Origin of the sequence: Paenibacillus albiflavus (genome assembly GCF_004344915.1) — a bacterium.
In the GTDB taxonomy this organism is placed as follows: Bacteria; Bacillota; Bacilli; order Paenibacillales; family NBRC-103111; genus Paenibacillus_AM; species Paenibacillus_AM albiflavus.
In genome coordinates, this window is sequence record NZ_SKFG01000004.1 from 221,644 (window position 1) to 239,796 (window position 18,153).

General features: G+C 45.3%; 17 protein-coding genes. 12 read left to right on the forward strand and 5 right to left on the reverse strand.

Annotation, left to right across the window (positions count from 1 at the left end; translation table 11 throughout):
• Nucleotides 1-123 precede the first annotated feature (123 nt).
• The 5 genes from E0485_RS07455 (at nt 124) to E0485_RS07475 (ending at nt 4,943) form a co-directional block, all read left to right on the forward strand.
• Nucleotides 124-1,782, forward strand: a complete 1,659-nt coding sequence (locus tag E0485_RS07455; RefSeq protein ID WP_132417346.1) for a glycerol-3-phosphate dehydrogenase/oxidase — start codon at nt 124-126, stop codon at nt 1,780-1,782.
• 32 nt (nt 1,783-1,814) lie between these two features.
• Nucleotides 1,815-2,615: an HAD-IIA family hydrolase gene (locus E0485_RS07460; protein ID WP_132417347.1), complete on the forward strand. Its 801-nt coding sequence runs from the start codon at nt 1,815-1,817 to the stop codon at nt 2,613-2,615.
• 39 nt (nt 2,616-2,654) lie between these two features.
• A complete protein-coding gene (locus E0485_RS07465; protein ID WP_132417348.1) occupies nt 2,655-3,266 on the forward strand; it encodes a glycerol-3-phosphate responsive antiterminator in 612 nt (203 codons plus the stop codon).
• Between the two features lie 37 nt (nt 3,267-3,303).
• On the forward strand, nt 3,304-4,011 hold the full coding sequence (locus E0485_RS07470) for an MgtC/SapB family protein (RefSeq protein WP_132417349.1): 708 nt from the start codon (nt 3,304-3,306) through the stop codon (nt 4,009-4,011).
• A gap of 143 nt (nt 4,012-4,154) precedes the next feature.
• Nucleotides 4,155-4,943: a sugar phosphate isomerase/epimerase family protein gene (locus E0485_RS07475; RefSeq protein WP_132417350.1), complete on the forward strand. Its 789-nt coding sequence runs from the start codon at nt 4,155-4,157 to the stop codon at nt 4,941-4,943.
• A gap of 62 nt (nt 4,944-5,005) precedes the next feature.
• On the opposite strand, the gene E0485_RS07480 is transcribed toward E0485_RS07475, so the two are convergent.
• Together E0485_RS07480 and E0485_RS07485 are read right to left on the reverse strand one after the other, a co-directional pair.
• Nucleotides 5,006-7,963 (reverse strand): DEAD/DEAH box helicase, encoded by a 2,958-nt coding sequence (locus tag E0485_RS07480; RefSeq protein ID WP_207910941.1) that lies wholly within the window; start codon nt 7,961-7,963, stop codon nt 5,006-5,008.
• The gene (locus E0485_RS07485) at nt 7,951-9,588 is read right to left on the reverse strand and encodes a tetratricopeptide repeat protein (protein ID WP_132417352.1); all 1,638 of its coding nucleotides are present in this window, start codon (nt 9,586-9,588) and stop codon (nt 7,951-7,953) included. Before E0485_RS07485 ends, E0485_RS07480 begins: the two co-directional genes overlap by 13 nt.
• Before the next feature lie 175 nt (nt 9,589-9,763).
• On the opposite strand from E0485_RS07485, the gene E0485_RS07490 reads away from it, so the two are divergent.
• Nucleotides 9,764-10,057 carry a hypothetical protein gene (locus E0485_RS07490; RefSeq protein ID WP_132417353.1) on the forward strand — a complete coding sequence of 98 codons (294 nt, stop codon included), beginning with the start codon at nt 9,764-9,766 and terminating at the stop codon, nt 10,055-10,057.
• Nucleotides 10,058-10,093: 36 nt separating this feature from the next.
• Nucleotides 10,094-11,926: a DNA helicase RecQ gene (gene recQ, locus E0485_RS07495; protein WP_132417354.1), complete on the forward strand. Its 1,833-nt coding sequence runs from the start codon at nt 10,094-10,096 to the stop codon at nt 11,924-11,926.
• 77 nt (nt 11,927-12,003) lie between these two features.
• Here the strand turns inward: recQ and E0485_RS07500 are convergent, their stop codons facing one another.
• From E0485_RS07500 to E0485_RS07510, 3 genes are read right to left on the reverse strand one after another with little or no spacing between them, the layout of a single operon-like run.
• The gene (locus E0485_RS07500; RefSeq protein WP_132417429.1) at nt 12,004-12,492 is read right to left on the reverse strand and encodes a GNAT family N-acetyltransferase; all 489 of its coding nucleotides are present in this window, start codon (nt 12,490-12,492) and stop codon (nt 12,004-12,006) included.
• The gene (locus E0485_RS07505) at nt 12,479-13,453 is read right to left on the reverse strand and encodes an ABC transporter permease (RefSeq protein WP_132417355.1); all 975 of its coding nucleotides are present in this window, start codon (nt 13,451-13,453) and stop codon (nt 12,479-12,481) included. The genes E0485_RS07500 and E0485_RS07505 overlap by 14 nt, the downstream gene beginning before the upstream one ends.
• A complete protein-coding gene (locus E0485_RS07510) occupies nt 13,446-14,372 on the reverse strand; it encodes an ABC transporter ATP-binding protein (RefSeq protein WP_132417356.1) in 927 nt (308 codons plus the stop codon). Before E0485_RS07510 ends, E0485_RS07505 begins: the two co-directional genes overlap by 8 nt.
• Nucleotides 14,373-14,545: 173 nt before the next feature.
• Between E0485_RS07510 and E0485_RS07515 the strand changes: the two genes are divergently transcribed.
• The 5 genes from E0485_RS07515 (at nt 14,546) to E0485_RS07535 (ending at nt 18,145) form a co-directional block, all read left to right on the forward strand.
• Nucleotides 14,546-15,385 (forward strand): sulfurtransferase, encoded by an 840-nt coding sequence (locus tag E0485_RS07515; protein WP_132417357.1) that lies wholly within the window; start codon nt 14,546-14,548, stop codon nt 15,383-15,385.
• Nucleotides 15,386-15,616: 231 nt separating this feature from the next.
• The gene (locus E0485_RS07520; protein ID WP_235857458.1) at nt 15,617-16,156 is read left to right on the forward strand and encodes a MarR family winged helix-turn-helix transcriptional regulator; all 540 of its coding nucleotides are present in this window, start codon (nt 15,617-15,619) and stop codon (nt 16,154-16,156) included.
• A 53-nt stretch (nt 16,157-16,209) separates the two neighbouring features.
• The gene (locus E0485_RS07525; protein ID WP_132417358.1) at nt 16,210-16,575 is read left to right on the forward strand and encodes a VOC family protein; all 366 of its coding nucleotides are present in this window, start codon (nt 16,210-16,212) and stop codon (nt 16,573-16,575) included.
• A 113-nt stretch (nt 16,576-16,688) separates the two neighbouring features.
• Nucleotides 16,689-17,138: a DUF1569 domain-containing protein gene (locus E0485_RS07530; RefSeq protein WP_132417359.1), complete on the forward strand. Its 450-nt coding sequence runs from the start codon at nt 16,689-16,691 to the stop codon at nt 17,136-17,138.
• 215 nt (nt 17,139-17,353) lie between these two features.
• The gene (locus E0485_RS07535) at nt 17,354-18,145 is read left to right on the forward strand and encodes a VOC family protein (RefSeq protein ID WP_132417360.1); all 792 of its coding nucleotides are present in this window, start codon (nt 17,354-17,356) and stop codon (nt 18,143-18,145) included.
• The last annotated feature ends 8 nt before the right edge of the window (nt 18,146-18,153 follow it).

Consider the following 18,153-nt stretch of genomic DNA (forward strand, 5'->3'; position numbering starts at 1 on the left):
ACAAGATGCACTAGTAGTGTGTATTTCGTTGCGAAAGGGTCTTTTTGTGTACTCAAAATTAGTACTTCACCCCATAAATACGTTTAAATGGATAATTCTTGCATTTAACTTGGAGGCGCAATTATGGAACTTTTTTCTGTTAAACAACGCATAAATTATTTGCGTAAAATGGCTGAGAGCCAGCTTGATTTGTTCGTCATCGGTGGCGGTATTACAGGTGCGGGTATTGCTTGGGATGCCAGCGTTCGCGGGATGAAAGTCGGTCTTGTCGAGATGAATGATTTTGCTTCAGGAACAAGCAGCCGTTCAACGAAATTAATTCATGGCGGTCTTCGCTATTTGAAGCAAGGAGAGGTTAGACTTGTGCAGGAGGTTGGTAGAGAACGTGCCTTGTTGCATAAGAGCACCCCTTATCTGGTTGATCCGATCCCCATGATGCTGCCGATTTACAAGAAAGGAACATACGGTTATTTGGCAAGTTCAATCGGGCTATATATTTATGATTGGCTTGCAGGAGTCAAAAGAAGTGAACGTCGTAAAATGTACGGTCGCTTGCAAACAATTGAACTAGAGCCACTATTTAAGACCGAAGGGCTTAAAGGATCGGGCTATTACTATGAATATCGTACAGACGATTCACGTCTTACGGTTGAGATCATGAAGACTGCATATAAGCGTGGAGCCATGATTGCTAACTATGCGATGGTGACCGATTTTATCTATAAAGAGAATAAAGTAGTAGGAGTAAAGGTCCAAGATCGTCTAAGTGGCGAGCAGTTCAATATATATGCGAAGAAAATCGTTAACGCTGCCGGTCCATGGGTCGATGAGCTGCGGAAAAAAGATAATTCGCTTAAAGGGAAGCATCTGTTGTTAACCAAAGGTATTCACCTAGTCGTTGATGCGAAGCGTCTTCCGATTAAGCAAGCAGCTTATTTTGACGTGCCAGATGGTCGTATGATTTTTGCGATTCCTCGTGGAAACAAAACCTATATTGGTACAACAGATACGATCTATAAAGGTGATCCTGAAGATTCACGAATTAATAGTGAAGATCGCAAGTACTTGATCGATGCCGTGAATGCGATGTTCCCTTCCGTTAAATTGCAAGAATCCGATATTGAGTCAGGCTGGTCGGGCTTACGTCCCCTTGTACATGAAGAAGGCAAGAGTCCATCTGAAGTTTCGCGTAAAGACGAAATGTTCGTGTCAGAGCGTGGCTTAATTACAATTGCTGGAGGCAAATTGACGGGCTTCCGCAAAATGGCGGAGAAGGTTGTAAATCTCGTTTCTTCTCAGCTTCGGGATGATGAAGGCAGGATTTTCCCACCATGTACAACCGATCGTGATTGGATAAGCGGGGGGATTGCACATGATGGCGAAACCTTCGAACAGAACAGAGCACGAATGATCAGTGCGGGCAAACCGTATGGACTTACGGAAGATCAGGTGCTCGATCTGCTTACACGCTACGGATCGAATATGGAGGAAGTCTATCGTTACTTGCAAGCGATTCAGCAGGATTCTACATCGAACACACCACTTATGGACCAAGTGCTCCGTGCAGAGGTGATGTATACGGTAGAGCAGGAGATGACAGTTACAGCTAGCGACTTCCTGCTTAGAAGAACGGGCTGGATTCTGTTTGATCGGGCCAAGGCTGAACGTGTAACGGAGTCTGTACTATCCATTATGGGACAATTGCTTGCTTGGGATCAGAAAGAAGTGGATGCTCAGCGTGAAGAAATTGAGAAGCAGCTCCGTCTTGCAATAGGCGAATAAGATCCTAGAACCGACTTATAGGAGGAATACAAGTGAATCAATATTCAGGATATATTTTTGATTTAGACGGCACAATTTATTTAGGTGATGAACTTATTCTTGGAGCCAAAGAGACGATCGAATATTTACAGGCGGAAAATAAGAAAATCTTATTCTTAACGAACAAAACGATTGACTCTAGAGAAAAATATGTTGCCAAGCTGAATAAGCTTGGCATTCGAGTAGAGCTTGAGAACTTGCTGAATCCAGCGCTAGTAACGATTCATTATTTAAAGGCTGAGCACCCTGGTGCGAAGGTCTACGTTATTGGGGAGGATATCTTAAAGCAAGAAATGCTGGATAATGGCATTAAATTTGCAGGTTCGCCTGCAGAAACAGATGTCGTTGTCGTGTCTTGGGATCGCAATTTCCATTACGATCACTTGGATTTTGCTTATCAATCCATTAAGCGTGGCGCTGCCGTTATTGCAACTCATCCAGATCGTACATGCCCAATGCCGGGCGGCGATGTTCCGGATTGTGGTGGCATGATGGGGGCAATTGAAGGTACGACAGGTCAGAAGATCGAGACGATCATGGGTAAGCCTTCGATACTAACTGTGAATACGGCGCTTGCGATTCTAGAGCTAACAGCTGAGGAATGTATGATGGTTGGAGACAGGCTCGAAACCGATATTAAAATGGGTATTGACGCAGGTATGAGCACAGGGCTAGTGCTTACAGGTATTACAAGTAAAGCAGATGCTGATGTATCAGATAAGAAACCAACTTATATATTAGATTCAGTTTATGATATTCTTAAATCATCCGTCGTGTGTGATGCTGCTGAATAATGTCGAAGCGTGACGGTAATACAACATGGGGTGATGATGATGAAGAGTAAATCAGAAAGCTATGATAGACTTGCGTATTGTCTTAAACGTAAACCAGTGATAACGTCCTTGGTGAATAAAGAGGAACTACCGACTATTTTGCAGTCTACTTCTAACATCGTGTTTGTTCTTAAAGCGGATATTTTCTCAATTGAGCCAATTGTCGAACAAATAAGGGAAGCGGGTAAGCTATCATTTATTCATTTTGATTTAATCGATGGAATCGGTAAAGACAAGATGGGTGTTGCATACATGGCCGAGAAGATCGGAATCGATGGAATCGTTACAACGAAGAGTTCTATTATTTCAGAAGGCAAAAAACATGGACTAATGACAATTCAGCGACTATTTGTATTCGATTCGGTGTCACTTGACAATGGGATTAAGATAACCCAATCATCTCAACCAGATGCCATTGAAGTATTGCCAGGCATGGTTTGTACAAGAATTATTAAGCGAATACATGATGAATTAGATGTACCAGTCATTGCAGGAGGTTTAATGGTTGATTTATCGGATCTTGAACTCGCTCTTAAGAGTGGAGCAATCGGTATTTCGACCTCAAGTAAGGAATTGTGGGATTGGCAGGATGCCAATGTATCGCCCACATAAGGCGATAGTAGTTAATTGTAATGGAGGTCATTAGTCGATGATTATTATTGAATTAACCCCTGAGACAATGGTGTTTCGGTTGATACTAGCTGCTGTATTGGGCGGCATAATTGGCTGGGAGCGAGAGAGGAAGAATAAGCAAGCCGGTTTAAAAACACATCTGCTCGTAGCGGTTGGTTCAGCTTTGATCATGTTGACCTCTATTTATGGATTTGGCAACGATCTGTTAGATCATAACAATGCTAGATTTGATCCTGCACGTTTAGCTGCCCAAGTCGTAAGTGGGATTGGATTCTTAGGTGCTGGTGCGATTATAAGAAGATCCAATCATGTGATCTCAGGTTTGACTACCGCCGCGACATTATGGGTTGTGGCAGCAATGGGCTTAGCAGTGGGAGCCGGATTCTACTGGCCAGCTATCGTAACGATTCTGATCATTATGTTCATCGTTATGATCATTAACAGATTAGAAAGTAAACTGATTTTATTCAAAAAATACGGCAGTCTGAAGATTGTAATGTCGAATAAACCGCAAGGTGTAGAAATCATCACCTCCTTATTGCAGAAGGAGAATATGACGGTCGAGCAAATGGCTGTGAAGGAAGTAACAGAACAAGATACGAACAGTGATATTTATATGGAATTTCGCATCCATACATCCAAACGCAAAGGCATGCTCGATTTATTTGATCATATTTGGAAGATTGATGGCATTAAAGAAGTGAATATGGACTGGAAAGAATAGAGCATAAACCACTCCGCTTATACGGGGTGGTTTTGTTTTTTTGGAAGAGATTAGGTTGGTCAAATAATTATTCTATTTAAAAATGATAAATTTGGTAGAATAGTCATAGAACGACGACTCTTTTGAGAAGGGGGTATAGTGTTATGACCATTTTCATTAATCTCGCACCTTATACTTATCAAGTGGACCAATCAGCAGAGCTGCTAGACTGCTGGGATGGTGGAATCGAACTTATGATGGACGGTCCGAACTGGCGAGAACCAGTCGATTGGAAGAAAGAGTTTGAACGATTTGCGCATTATAAAGGGCCGATAAGCGTTCATGGTCCCATATGGGAACTGAATTTGGCTACAGATCGGTATCCTGCAATTCGGGAATATTCATATGAGGTATACAAGGAATGCTTAGATTGGTGCGCCCAAATAGGTGCGCTGCATATGGTGCTGCATCCAAATCTGTATTCGACCCCGCTTTTTGCACGAAAGGCATCACAGCAATATGCGAAAGAGAATTTGAGAAGACTGGGTGAGCATGCTGCCAAGCTCAACATTGATTTAGCAGTTGAAAATATCGGTAAGGGTGAGTATGCTCTCTTTAATCAAGAAGAGTTTATTGAACTATTCGATGAAATTGAAACGATTAAAGCGCTTGTTGATGTCGGACATGCTCATATGAATGGCTGGGATGTTCCGAAGGTCATTCGCCAGCTTGGACATCGAATAGCTGCCGTTCACTTGCACGATAACGATGGGGTGAACGATCTACATCAACCAATAGGTCATGGGACCATTCGGTGGGAATTGATCTGGGATGCGCTGAATAGTCTGGAGCATTCGTATCGGCCTATTATTGAATATAGCGAAGGTGTTCCGCTTGAGCTTATGCTGAAGCATGGCGCAGACTTGGCAGAAAAGCTTAATACCATTAAATAAATAACAAGCTGTCCAGGCGGAAGTATAGAACACTGCTTGGACAGCTTGTTTGTTTCATTTAATTACGGTGTTTCAACCCATTCGGAACGGAGCGAGAATAGATCGCGCAGCTCGCTTTCCGAGAGCTCGGTTATCCATTGCTCGCCTTTGCCAACGATCCCTTCTGAGAGATTGAGCTTGCCTTCAATCAACTCATCGATCCGTTCCTCGAGCGTACCCAAAGTAATGAATTTATGCACTTGAACATTGCGCGATTGTCCGATCCGATAAGCGCGATCTGTCGCCTGGTTCTCCACAGCAGGGTTCCACCAGCGATCGAAGTGGAAGACATGATTCGCCGCTGTAAGGTTAAGACCGATGCCGCCAGCTTTGAGTGATAAGATAAAGATGTTGATCGGCTTTTCTGCTGATTGCTCGCTATTCTGGAACCGGGCAATCATATCATCACGTGCTTGCTTCGTTGTACCTCCGTGGAGGAAAGAGACTTGCTCTCCAAGCTCTTCTTGCAGAATGCGCTGCAAGAGATAACCTGTCTCTACATACTGGGTAAAGATCAAGCACTTGTCGCCTTCGTCACGAAGCTCATGAACCATCTCGGTGAGTCGCTCTACTTTATTCGAGCGCTGTTGCCAAGGCGCAGACAGACCTTCCTTGAGTAACAGCGACGGATGATTGCAGAGCTGTTTGAGCCGGGTGAGTGCAGCAAGAATATATCCACGACGTTCCATTACGGATAGTTTATCGAGGCGTGCGAACAGATCTTGAATGTAATTCTCGTATAAAGAGCCTTGCTCCGCTGTTAGCGAAACGAATACTTTCGTCTCATTCTTCTCAGGCAGATCAAGCTGGATCGCTGGATCATTCTTGACCCTTCTCAGAAGGAAGGGCCGAATTAGCCGCTGCACCGCTTGCAGGGCAAACGCATCTCGTTCACGTTCAATTGGACTCACGTAGCGTTGATTAAACTCGCGCTCCGTTCCGAGATAGCCGGGATTAATAAACTCGAATATCGACCATAATTCAGAAAGTCGATTTTCAATCGGCGTGCCCGTCATCGCAATGCGATGATAACCAGACAATCGTTGAATAGAGGAGGCTTGTTTCGTATATGCATTCTTAATATTTTGCGCTTCATCCAGACAGATGGAGTTCCAATGGATGGCAGACAGCTCCTGCTCATCAATATGCGACAAGTTATATGACGTAAGGACAAGATCGATTTTCTCATCCTCTAAAAATTGACTGAATTTATTGTCTCTGAGACGCTGTGGTCCATAATGCAGATGCACCTTAAGTGTTGGCGCGAATCGTTTAAGCTCCATTTGCCAGTTGCCGAGTACCGAGGTAGGACAAATGAGTAGCGATGGAGCCATAAGCTCATAAGGAACATTTGCAGCTGCGCCTGACTTGAGATTAGCCCGATGATGCTCAGCTTCACGCTTGATAGCGAGTAGGTACGTGATCCATTGGATGGTCTTTCCTAGACCCATGTCATCCGCAAGACAACCCCCTAAACCGAATTGTCTTAAGAATAGAAGCCAAGAGAAGCCTTCCTGTTGATATTGTCTTAGCTCCCCTTTAAATTCAGGATCCGTCTTAACTAGCGGTATATGGGATGTATGTGTCAGAGCATCGATTAGCTTCTCCAATTGGTCGGACAGTTCGATCTCGAGTTGTAGCTTTGCTAGCTCACTTTCATCTGATTGATCATTTGTAAAATCAGCAGGATCTAATCCATCTTCTTGATTGCCAACGAGATGGAGTGCAATCGCATCGCGAGCACTTAGCCCTTGATTCTGTTGCATCTGACGGACGATCTGTTCGATTTGCTCCAGCATCTTCGGATCGAGCTGAATCCACTGCCCTCGAATTTCGACGAGGCTGCGTTTGTTCTCCAGCAGCTGACGGAATTCTTCTTCCGTCAGTTCGAGGTCGCCAATGGCGAGCTTCCAGTCAAATTGCATAATTTGACCAAGCCCGAACATTGGCGCTGCGCTGCCGCCGCCACCAGAGGCAGCGCGCGCTTTGGCGCGCAGCCGTGGACGCATACGGCGGACGCGATCCCACCACGCTGGCAGGAACATCGTGTAGCCAGCGGCAATCAATCTGGCGCTTCCTTCAACAAGGAAGCGCCAAGCTCCATCGTGGCCGAGCACGGCAGGGAGCACGGCTGCTTCGCCATCGCCATCAGCAGGCAGCCATGGCAATAAGCGCAGCCATTTGCCCGCATCTCGGTGCACCTTATCCAGATGCGGCAGCCAAGCTTCAGGCAGCTGCTGCTCGCCAGCGATCAGCTCGCCTGTGCTTGTTACCTTACGGATCATGTTTGGATCCGTGCGGTCCTGCAAGACGATGCCGAGCTGCCAGCTTCGTCCGTTCTCAGGCTCTGCGAGCTGGAGACAGGTACGGAAAGGCAGGGCGTCATGCTGCCAGCCGATGGCGACAAGCCAATCCTCCTCATCGAGCCATAGATCGGCTGGAAGTTCGCCTTGCTTCATAAGCGGGAACGCCTGTTCTAGACGCTGCAGGCGTTCGCCCCCACCATTTGCGGCAACCCATGCAGGGATTAGCGCCTCGATCCAGGCTTGAGCGTCGCTATCAATTAGCGATCCCAGTTCATCAGGAAGCGAGAGCTTCCATCCCACTTGACCTTTATGCCAGCTTTCATAGCTCGGCATGAAGCGTTCTCCCAGCAGTGCGTTCTTGATTGCAGGGGCCAGCTTGCGAAGATGAGCTGCATGCTCGCTCCATTTAAGTCGGACATGCTCTGCATGTTTAGGAGCCGTGAAATATTCCATTGCATCCAAGGGCGAGAGCTCGATTCCTTCTCGATTCATCCATTCTTTTTCCGCTACAAAAGTACCGTAGAACGATGCTGTATCCCATGCGAACATAATATGTTTAAAATCAAGCACATCCCAAGCACCGCCGCTATCCCTTAATCCCCACATAAAAAGTGAGCCGTCAGGCAGCGAGCTCGCGTGGACGGTGAGTGCAGATGTATCAATCATGACATCCATCGTCCTTTCTTTAGTTCATCTTGAAAGGCGCGTAAGCGGCTGAATTTATCGCTAAGCGCTTGAATATACATCGTCCATTCGAGCGTCATTTCAAGCTTGCGATAATACTCAGCCAGCTTGCCGAGAAGCTTCAGAGCAATTTTATACGAAGCGCGGTTCTTCTCTAAGATCGATCTCTCAATATTATGATGATAGAGAGGCAAGAGCAGTCGCGGGTCAAACTCTTCCACTGCACGTAATTCAAGCGCATATAAATTCAAAGGCGACACCTTCGTTGCAAGCTGCAGATCGACCCATTGACGATAACGCTTCGATTGCAGCAAATACGATGTATAGTAATAGTAGGATCGCGGAAGCAGGGCTTCCATCGTTTGCACCCATTCATAGTCTGTATTCGTATGCTTGGCAGCTTCGGTCCAGTATTGACTCAAGCTGCGAAAATCATCCTGATTCGCTGTTTTCATCAAAGGACGAAGCCAGCGCAGCCACTTCAGCATAAGCTCCCATTGACCATTTGCTGCACATTCCTCCAAATAGGAGTAGTAATCATCTGCCGTACGCCTATGTACTCGATTTAAAAGAGCATGAGCTTCATCAATCTGCCCTGTCATCACTTCAAAATGTGCACGTGCAAGCAGCAGCACATCATGCTTGTTATGACTAGCAGATGCTTTGCCAGGTTGCTCTTTCAGCGATTTGGCATGCACCTGATTGAGCTTGGCAATTGCTTCCTCAAGACGTTTAGTTTCCGCTTCGACCCAAGTTATACGATTGCTTAAATAGGTCCAAATTCGTCTATACACATAGAGCCAATCGATGGGTGACTCTTTACCTTCTAATGCAGTGTCGTCTAATAATTGCAGCAAATGCTGCCAAGCACGTTCATGCGCCTGTGTTAGCTGAATGGACTTTGCGGCATCGCTGTGAGTCAGTTCATTCAATTTCTCCTGACAGAAGCTAACAGCCTGCTTGCAGCTCGTTTCATGATAGGAGGAAAGATAGGATGATTTAGATGTCAGGTAGAAGTCTTCGATTTTACGCAACGCAAAAATAAGAATGTTCAGCAGATAGACCTGTTTTATCGCTTTAGGCCAGGTTGAGGCATAAGCGGATAAGGAGTCCCAGACTGCCATGGCAAACATATCGAACGTATAGGAATGCGAAATCGCAAATCCATGGAATTTCATATCAAAGAAACGCTGCCATTCCTCTGAAGTACCTGTCTCTTCAGGCACGCCAACCTGTTTGCGTAGCTGCTGAATTCGGGTTTTGGCAGGACGAGGCCTTTTGGCAACAAGTGTTTTAAGCTCTTGCAGAACAAGCTCTGGGCGACCATGTGCAGCATATAACGATAAAATAACAGCTGCCATATGCTCACAGGCTGATGAGGAATCATGTGAACACTCACTGAGCTCAAATTTCTCTAGATCTAGCGTGACGTGGACAAGTTTATTGTCTTTTACGTCGGCATCTATTTGAAGAATGTCCATTTTGGGCTCAATATGAACGACATGCCCCTTATGATACAGCCCCCAACCACGATCTAATTCATTGTGTTCAATGTGCTTTGCGAGCTGCTTGAGCAAATAATTTATGCGATTTTTCGGAATCTGAAGTTTCGACATTATGAGGAGGCCTCCGAAACCATAGGGTAATAGTGAATTTGTTTATCCTTTTATCATACCAAATTTTAAGAATAAAAGCCCATTTCATTTTCAGCATTGACAGTATTGCGGAATCTAATCTCAAAATATGATACACTCGTAACTAAAACCATAAGTTTGGAAGGGAACGAGGCGAATGGGCGTAAAGTTTGCCAGAGAATATGAAGACATTCACCAAGAATTAGCTGAAGCGATAGCAGGAATAGGGGAGGTCTACGCTTTTTTTGAGATGACGTTCCTGGAGTGGAACGGACTTGCCAAGGAAGAACAAGAAGAATGCATTCGTACTTTGACGGATGACGTGTTCTATGCGCTGGGTTCCACGTCTGAGGTTGAGATTGGTCTCGGCGTTATTCGATATGACGCTGCTCGGCATCTCATTAAAGTATCTTCACAAGATGGACTAACGACTATAATTAACTTGGTATAAAATAAGCTTCATGAAACATCCGAAAGGAAAAGGTTAATGGAACAAATAAATGAAGCGATTGCGCTTCTAAAACAATATTATGGATATCCGAAGTTTCGTAAGGGACAGGAGCAGATCGTTACGAGTTTGCTAAACGGCTATGATGTGATTGGGATTATGCCAACAGGTGGCGGCAAATCGATCTGCTACCAAATTCCCGCATTAATGCTGCCTGGCGTGACGCTCGTTGTTTCGCCACTTATTTCCCTCATGAAGGATCAGGTGGATGCGCTCAACCAGCTTGGAATTCCGGCTGCCTATATCAACTCAACCTTGGATTGGCAGGAGGTGGAGCAGCGGATTCGCGATGCGATGCAAGGGAAGCTGAAGCTGCTTTATGTCGCTCCTGAGCGGCTTGAGCTAGGCGGCTTCCGCCAACGGATGGCAGCCCTGAACATCCCGCTTGTCGCTGTCGATGAAGCCCACTGCGTTTCGCAATGGGGACACGACTTCAGACCAAGCTATGCGAATATTGCACCGTTCATTGACGAACTGCCGCAGCGCCCTCTCGTCGCTGCGTTTACTGCCACCGCCACCGAAGAGGTGACGGAGGATATTGCGCGCCTTCTGCGGTTGCAAACCGCAGAGGCGCATGTGACAGGCTTCGGTCGCGAGAACCTCGCCTTATCCGTGCTGCGCGGGGAGAATAAGCGGGACTTCGTCCTTCGCTATGCCCGCGCACACACAGGACGTCCCGGCATCATATATGCCGCGACTAGACGCGAGGTGGACGAGCTGCACGCCCACCTTGGCAAAAGCGGCATCGCCGTCGGCAAGTACCACGCCGGCCTACCTGACAGCGAGCGTGCCCGCTCGCAGGAAGCGTTCCTCTATGACGACATACGCGTCATGATCGCGACGAACGCATTCGGCATGGGGATCGACAAGTCTAACGTTCGCTACGTTATCCACTACAACATGCCGAAGAACATGGAGAGCTATTACCAGGAAGCGGGACGTGCGGGTCGTGATGGCGAGCCGAGTGAATGTATTTTGCTATTCTCGGCTCAAGATATCGTCACACAGAAATTCTTGATCGAGCAGGGGACGCAGAGTGAGGACCGCAAGCTGCTCGATTATCGCAAATTACAACTCATGGTAGACTATTGCTACACACCGCAATGTTTGCACAGCTATATTCTGCAATATTTCGGCGATACGATTGAAGCGAAGGCTTGTGGAGAGTGTTCTTCCTGCAAGGATGAACGTGAGACTGTAGATATTACGGTAGAAGCACAGAAGATTTTCTCCTGCGTCAGGCGTATGGGAGAACGATTCGGTGTCACGCTTGTTGCAGGTGTACTAAAAGGGTCGCGTGCACAGCGTATTATGCAAAATCGGTTCGATAAGCTGCCAACGCATGGCGCACTGAATACAATGACAGAGAAGGCAATCGCCGATCTCATTAACGTGCTTATCGCAGAAGGCTATCTTGGATTAACAGAAGGGCAGTACCCAACGGTTAAGCTGGAATGGCCTGCTGTGGATGTACTTAAAGGGAGCGCAAGTGTCTTCCAGAAAGTCAGTCGCCCTGAGCGGCATGCTGCCGCGGCGGCGAACAGCACCCTGTTCGAACAGCTTCGCTTACTTCGCCGTGAAATTGCTGAGCGTGAGAAAGTGCCACCATATCTTATCTTTAACGATGCGACACTGCGTGAAATGAGTGAGCGCTGCCCGATCACTTCGTTCGATATGCTGTCGGTCAAAGGTGTCGGTGAAGCCAAATACCGTAAATACGGAGAACCGTTCCTGGAACTGTTGCGACAGTACGCAGGTGATGATGTTGGCTTAACGCATGAAATAGATGATATCGAAGATGTCCCGTTTTAACGAAGCACAACCTGATTCCCCTATCTACGGATACGATAAAGCACCCCGTCAACTGACGAGGTGCTGTTTGTTATATTCTAGATTTGATTTGGATTTGGATCATAAACCATGCAATGAACTTGGGTGACGCTTCCTCTTGCAGGACGTTCATAGGTGTCTGTGTGGACGAAGCCTACTCGTTCATACACTTTATAGGCGCGAACATTCCACGTTGCGACCTCAAGGTCGATCTCGTTCTGTGGATTTCTCTCCTTAGCGGCTTCAATTAGAACCCGAATGAAGTTAGCTCCTATCCCTTGATTGCATAGATCTGGACGAAGTCCTAGACCAATTCTCGTCACCCCTTGTAGGGGGAAGAATTGTGCATATCCTAGTAATTCATCGTTCTCGTCCATATAAGCGTAATACTGTTTTTGACGAAGGACAGGATCGGCAAACTCCTCCTGATTGCGATTCATTTGTTCCCATGAAGGCCAGTTATAGACATCATATGGGTCTGGATATCGCCAAGAGCAAATTTGCTTGCCCTGTTCCTCGGATAGCGGATTAAGCTTAGCCTGCAACATCACGTTTAATGAAGAGCAGCCATGATACAAGATGGAATACGATAAAGTAAGCGACTAGCATGATGATTGAGAATCCGAGCGTCATATCAGGTCGAAGCGGCTCTAATCCACCAAAATATTGTGTTAAATCCAGATTTGCAAAGAGGGTATACTTGACCCAATTATAACCGCTGAACAAGCCGACGATTGTATTGCCGACAAGCATGAGTCCAAGCGAGAAGGCAATCGCCATCGCAGAACTGCGGAATGCGGAAGAAATCATAAAAGAAAGTGTCACATACATAATAAGTGAAACAATTTGGAAGCCGTATGTTTTAAGAACTTGAAGGACCATGGATCTTTCATGAACAAGCCCATCACTACCTATATAGAGATCAACTTGCGATAATCCGGTAAAACCTTCGGTTATGGCCCCTAATAGGAACGATGTAATGAACATGACAATTAATAAAACAAGTGAGAACAACAGGGTAGCGATATATTTATTAATGAGAATTTTGGTTCTTGTTGCCGGTCGAATGAGCAATAGCTTAATCGTTCCCCAAGAAAATTCAGCTGCGATCATATCAGCAGCGACAATAATGGTGAGCAAGGTAACTAAGCTCGTTAACATCGCCATATTGTTCATGGAGCTCCAAAGCGTATTTTCATAAGGGTTAAGGTTATGCTCTAATCGATATTCACTGATTTTAATTCTATTTTCTATGTTATTGGTAATTTTAGCGATCGTATCCTGTCCCATTTCTTTAGGAAGAGACGTTAAACTTTGTTGATCTTCTTTGATGGATAGCTCTACTTGCGTTTTCCAATCTTGTGTTGCGGTTGGTTTCGTATCAAATGTTTTGAACAGGACCGTCATAAGAATTAATGCTCCGATTAGAATCAAGAACATGATCCAAGTACGTGGTCTTCTATAGATTTTCATATTTTCATTTTGTATTAAAGAGATGGAACTAGACAATTTGCTCACTCCTTGTCATTTCGAGGAATTGATCTTCAAGTGATTTGTTCATCGAGCGAACGCTGTAGATTTTGACGCCTGCATGTACGAGTAACGCTGTGATTTCAGGAATTTGTTCACGTTCTGCTTGCAATTCAATTCCTTCCGATGTAATAGCAGGGGAAGTCTTCTCTGCGATAGGTGTGAGTGCTTGAAGAGCAGCTTCCACTGAATCGACTTCTACAATGACGCGTTTAAGGGCTGCTGTAGATTTGGCTTCTACCAAAGATCGCACGTCAATTAGCTTACCGTTCTGAATGATGGCAACACGGTCACACATAAGCTCCATTTCGGAGAGCAAGTGGGAAGATACGACGACAGCGATTCCTTCGTCTTGTGACAATTGGCGAAGATAATCACGTAATTCGCGAATACCTGCTGGATCAAGTCCGTTCGTTGGCTCGTCGAGAATGAGCACTTTCGGTTTATGAAGAATCGCTTGCGCAACCCCTAAGCGTTGGCGCATACCAAGTGAGTAGCGTTTTACTTTCTCGTGAATGCGATTTTTGAGTCCAACTAATTCAATAACTTCATCGATTCTTTCTTTGGTTACCCCTTCATGCATACGCGCAAAATGAACCAAATTTTGATATCCTGTCAAGAATTTATACATTTCAGGATTCTCGACGATAGCTCCAATTTGGCTCATGGCAAGTTCAAAATTTTGTTTAACTGAAGTGCCGTTAATATATACTTCGCCTTCTGTCATCGATATAAGTCCGACGATCATGCGGATCGTTGTTGTTTTACCAGCGCCATTCGGGCCTAAGAGTCCGAATACTTCTCCTCTTGGAATGTCAATTGTCAGGTGGTCGACAATGGTTCGGGAACCAATTTTCTTCGTTACATTACGAAGTTGTAATACGGTGTTCTCCTGCATAACGTACCTCCACTACTAATTTATGATATGTATACTATATAACATTGACGTAACTTGGTAAAACAATACAAAGTATGGGTATAAACTAGACTTTAGTAGGGTTTTATTTGCTAGAATATCGTATACTGATAAGAAGGATTATTATAGTTATATGTTGGGAGAGTGAAACGTAAATGAAATCTATCGTAAGCCCAGAATGGTTAGCAGAACATTTGGAAGATTCTAATCTCGTGATAGTGGATTGCAGGTTTATACTAGGGCAGCCTGATTTCGGAGGACAAGCCTATGCAGAAGATCATATAGCAGGAGCTTATTATTTGGTTCTTAACAAGGATTTATCAGGTCCTATTCGAGAGCATGGAGGCAGACATCCATTGCCTGACTTAGGTACATTATCCTTGCGTTTTGGCTCGATTGGCATTGATGCAAGCAAGGTAGTCGTAGCTTATGATGATCAAGGCGGCATGAATGCATCACGTCTGTGGTGGCTGCTGCAATTTCTTAATCATCAAGAGGTGTATGTACTTGATCGTGGCTATTCGAGCTGGAAGGCAGCAGGCTATCCGATCAGTTCCGAAGTGCCTGCGACAGTTGATAACGTAACCTTCTCACCTAAAGTTCAACGCCAAATGCTTGCTTCAGTAGATGAAGTGAGAGACAAATTAGGGCGTGCAGGAACAATTCTGATCGATTCTCGCGAGGAGCGTCGTTACTTAGGACTTGAGGAAGCAATTGATCGCGCTGCAGGTCACATCCCTGGAGCACGCAATTATTTCTGGAAGGGTGTCTTAACGGAAGATGGAGCTTGGGCTGGCTCAGAAATTCAAGCGGAGCGATTCCAGGCGATTAACAAAGAAGATGAGGTTATCGTCTACTGTGGATCAGGTGTATCTGCTTGCCCGAACGTGATTGCGCTACATGAAGCGGGTTTCCCTAAAGTGAAACTATATTCGGGTTCATGGAGCGATTGGATTAGCTATGAGGACAATCCGATCGCTACGGGAGAAGAGTAAGGGCCAGGAGGCGCAACGGACGTGGGGTGGGAGGGCTGTGATAGTTTGCCGGTGGGCAGGCTATTGCAGCCCTTTTTGAGCTTCTCTGCAAACAACTTGCAAACAAGAACCCGCTGAAAACAGTTACTGAAGCCCCGGAGTTAGCTACAGTTGGGCGGCAGGATCGCTAAACTAACGGGAGGATTGCGAAACAAAAGATAGAACGATGGAAAATGGGGATAGATTGACAGTGTGCTGTCAAATTGTTATGATGCAATTATGAAACCAATAGATAAACCAGAGGACTCCTTAAGCAGATTTTCACTGAGTATTTTCCACATTAACGGGTTGCTAATGCGTTCCGGGGACATTATCACGCGTTCAATTGATCAAAGCAGTGCCAGGTGGCAGGTCCTTGGTCGCATTGGATATAAACCTCAAACGGTGGCAAAGATCGCTCGTGATATGGGGCATGCACGTCAGAGTGTGCAACGTGTTGCAGACGTATTAGTAAATGAAGGTCTGGCTATCTATAAGGACCACCAGACCGATCGACGCACAAAGCTGGTTGAACTTACTCCGAGAGGTGCAGAAGTACTGGGTGCTATCTACGAGCAATATGCCGAATGGAACCAGCATCTAATTACCAAACTCGACCCAGAGCAACTGGATAAGATAGCAGATGCTCTTGAGAATGTCGGGCGAATTCTGGAGAAGGAGGTAAGCTTCTTTAGTAATGGGAGTTGGAAAAGCATGAATACTGGAGAAAAAAATGAAAATGAGAATAAGTGATTGTTGGTCGTTAAAAGGGTCATAAATATAAATGAATTAGGAGGCATAGCTTCATGCAGCGGTTATTTATTTGGGTCGAAATTCCGGTGGGTAACATGGAACGGGCAAAAACGTTTTACGAGCAGATTTTTAAGATTGAAATGCCAAAAATGGAGATAGGGGATAGTAATTATGCGTTTTTCCCTGTTCAGGAGCAGTTTAATGGGGGCGCTCTGGTTCACGGCCCGAATCACAAGCCAGCAGTAGATGGCGTCACCGTATATCTGGACGGAAGCCCCGATCTAGCGACAATTTTGTCACGGGTTAACGAGGCAGGTGGAAAAGTGATCATGGAGAAAACTTATACTGGGAAGAATGCCGGTTATTTGGGGATGTTTCTAGATACTGAGGGAAATCGCATCGGACTACAGCATTTGTAAACTTCCGCAAATGCGATACTTTTTCCTGTTTCCCATTCTTGATGGGAACTGGAAGCAGGGATTTTCCCAGTCAAATTCACGAGTACAAAAGGTGATTTTAAGGGAGTGTGCCCATGGGAAACATATACAACCAATTGCATGCAGCGGAAATACTGACCCGTATCGAGAATTTAAATCCAAATTCAAAACCACAGTGGGGAACAATGAATGTTGCTCAAATGTTGGCTCACTGCTCCTCGTTTCAAGACATCCCAATGGGAAATTCCTTTCCCCCTAGAGATTGGATAGGAAGGTTAATCGGAAGGTTTGTGAAACCTATTGTTTATAATGACAAGCCAGCACCACACAATATGTCAACAATTCCGACCATACGTATTGCAGATGACAGAGATTTTGAGACAGAAAAAGAGAGACTGAAACAAAAGATTGTAACTTTCCAAAGTAACGGTCCGGAAAAATGTTCAGACCATCCACACCCTTTTTTCGGCAAACTCACTCCTGAGCAGTGGGGTAAAGGAATTTATAAGCATTTAGACCATCATTTAAGGCAATTTGGTGTTTAGTATTTTTTCGCAAGGATTAGTAATTGTTCATGTAAGTTCTATATACATCACCATGTGGCCTAAGCGCCCCGGCGATGTATTTTTTTATTCCTCGAAATCAACATGGAGTCAACATTTTCAACAAGTATCTGGAAAAATAGCTCTTGACCTTAAAGCAACTTTAAGGTGTATGATAATCTCACCCGGGAATATTCCAAAAAGTGGGGGTTGCATAAATGGAGACACCTAATTTTAAGTTTGACGGCGGTTTTATTATGGTGCCGTGGGATCAGTTCGATGAGGCAGTAGAATGGTATTCTGATAAAATGGGATGGAAATTAATAGGTACGGGCAATGGGCCGGTCGGCAGGAAGGCTTTCTTCAAAATGCCTGGGTCTGGACAAGCCAATTTGAAGTCGTTCGAAAGCGAATTAAGCCACTTTACGTCCGAAGATTATTTTGAAGGGAATTGCAGGTTCTGCTTTCGCACGGCCAATCTGGATCAGACATTGGAATACTTCAATAATCAAGGCGTTAAATGTAACGCGCCGTTAAAGATGCCGGACGGAACGCGTTCCGCCGATATTATCGCATTCGGAAATGTTCGCCTGACATTAAGCGAAGACAGGAAGTTGGAAGGTAAATTCCCTGAATCGCGCGTCATTCAATACGCTGCCAAGCCATTATGGTTAGGTGTCACCGATTTGGAAGAATCAATTAATTGGTATTCGCGGATATGCGGTTGGGAAAGTTCGAAGAAAAATTTTCAAGACCGTGGATTTGCGTTGATGCGCGAAACATGGGACTTCGTCTGGCTGCAAAAAGTGAATGTCGAGCTACCATCAAAAAAGGCCAATCCCGGAGCCAGGTTATACTTCAGGATTAAAAAGCAAGAGGATCTGTATAAGACGAATGAATGGCTCAAAGGGCAGGGAATTGAAGTATCCGAAATTATAGGGGAGCGTTGGAAAGGATTCCATTTCTATGATCCGGACGGGAATCGATTAAACGTGTGGAGTTATTATTAATGAGGGTG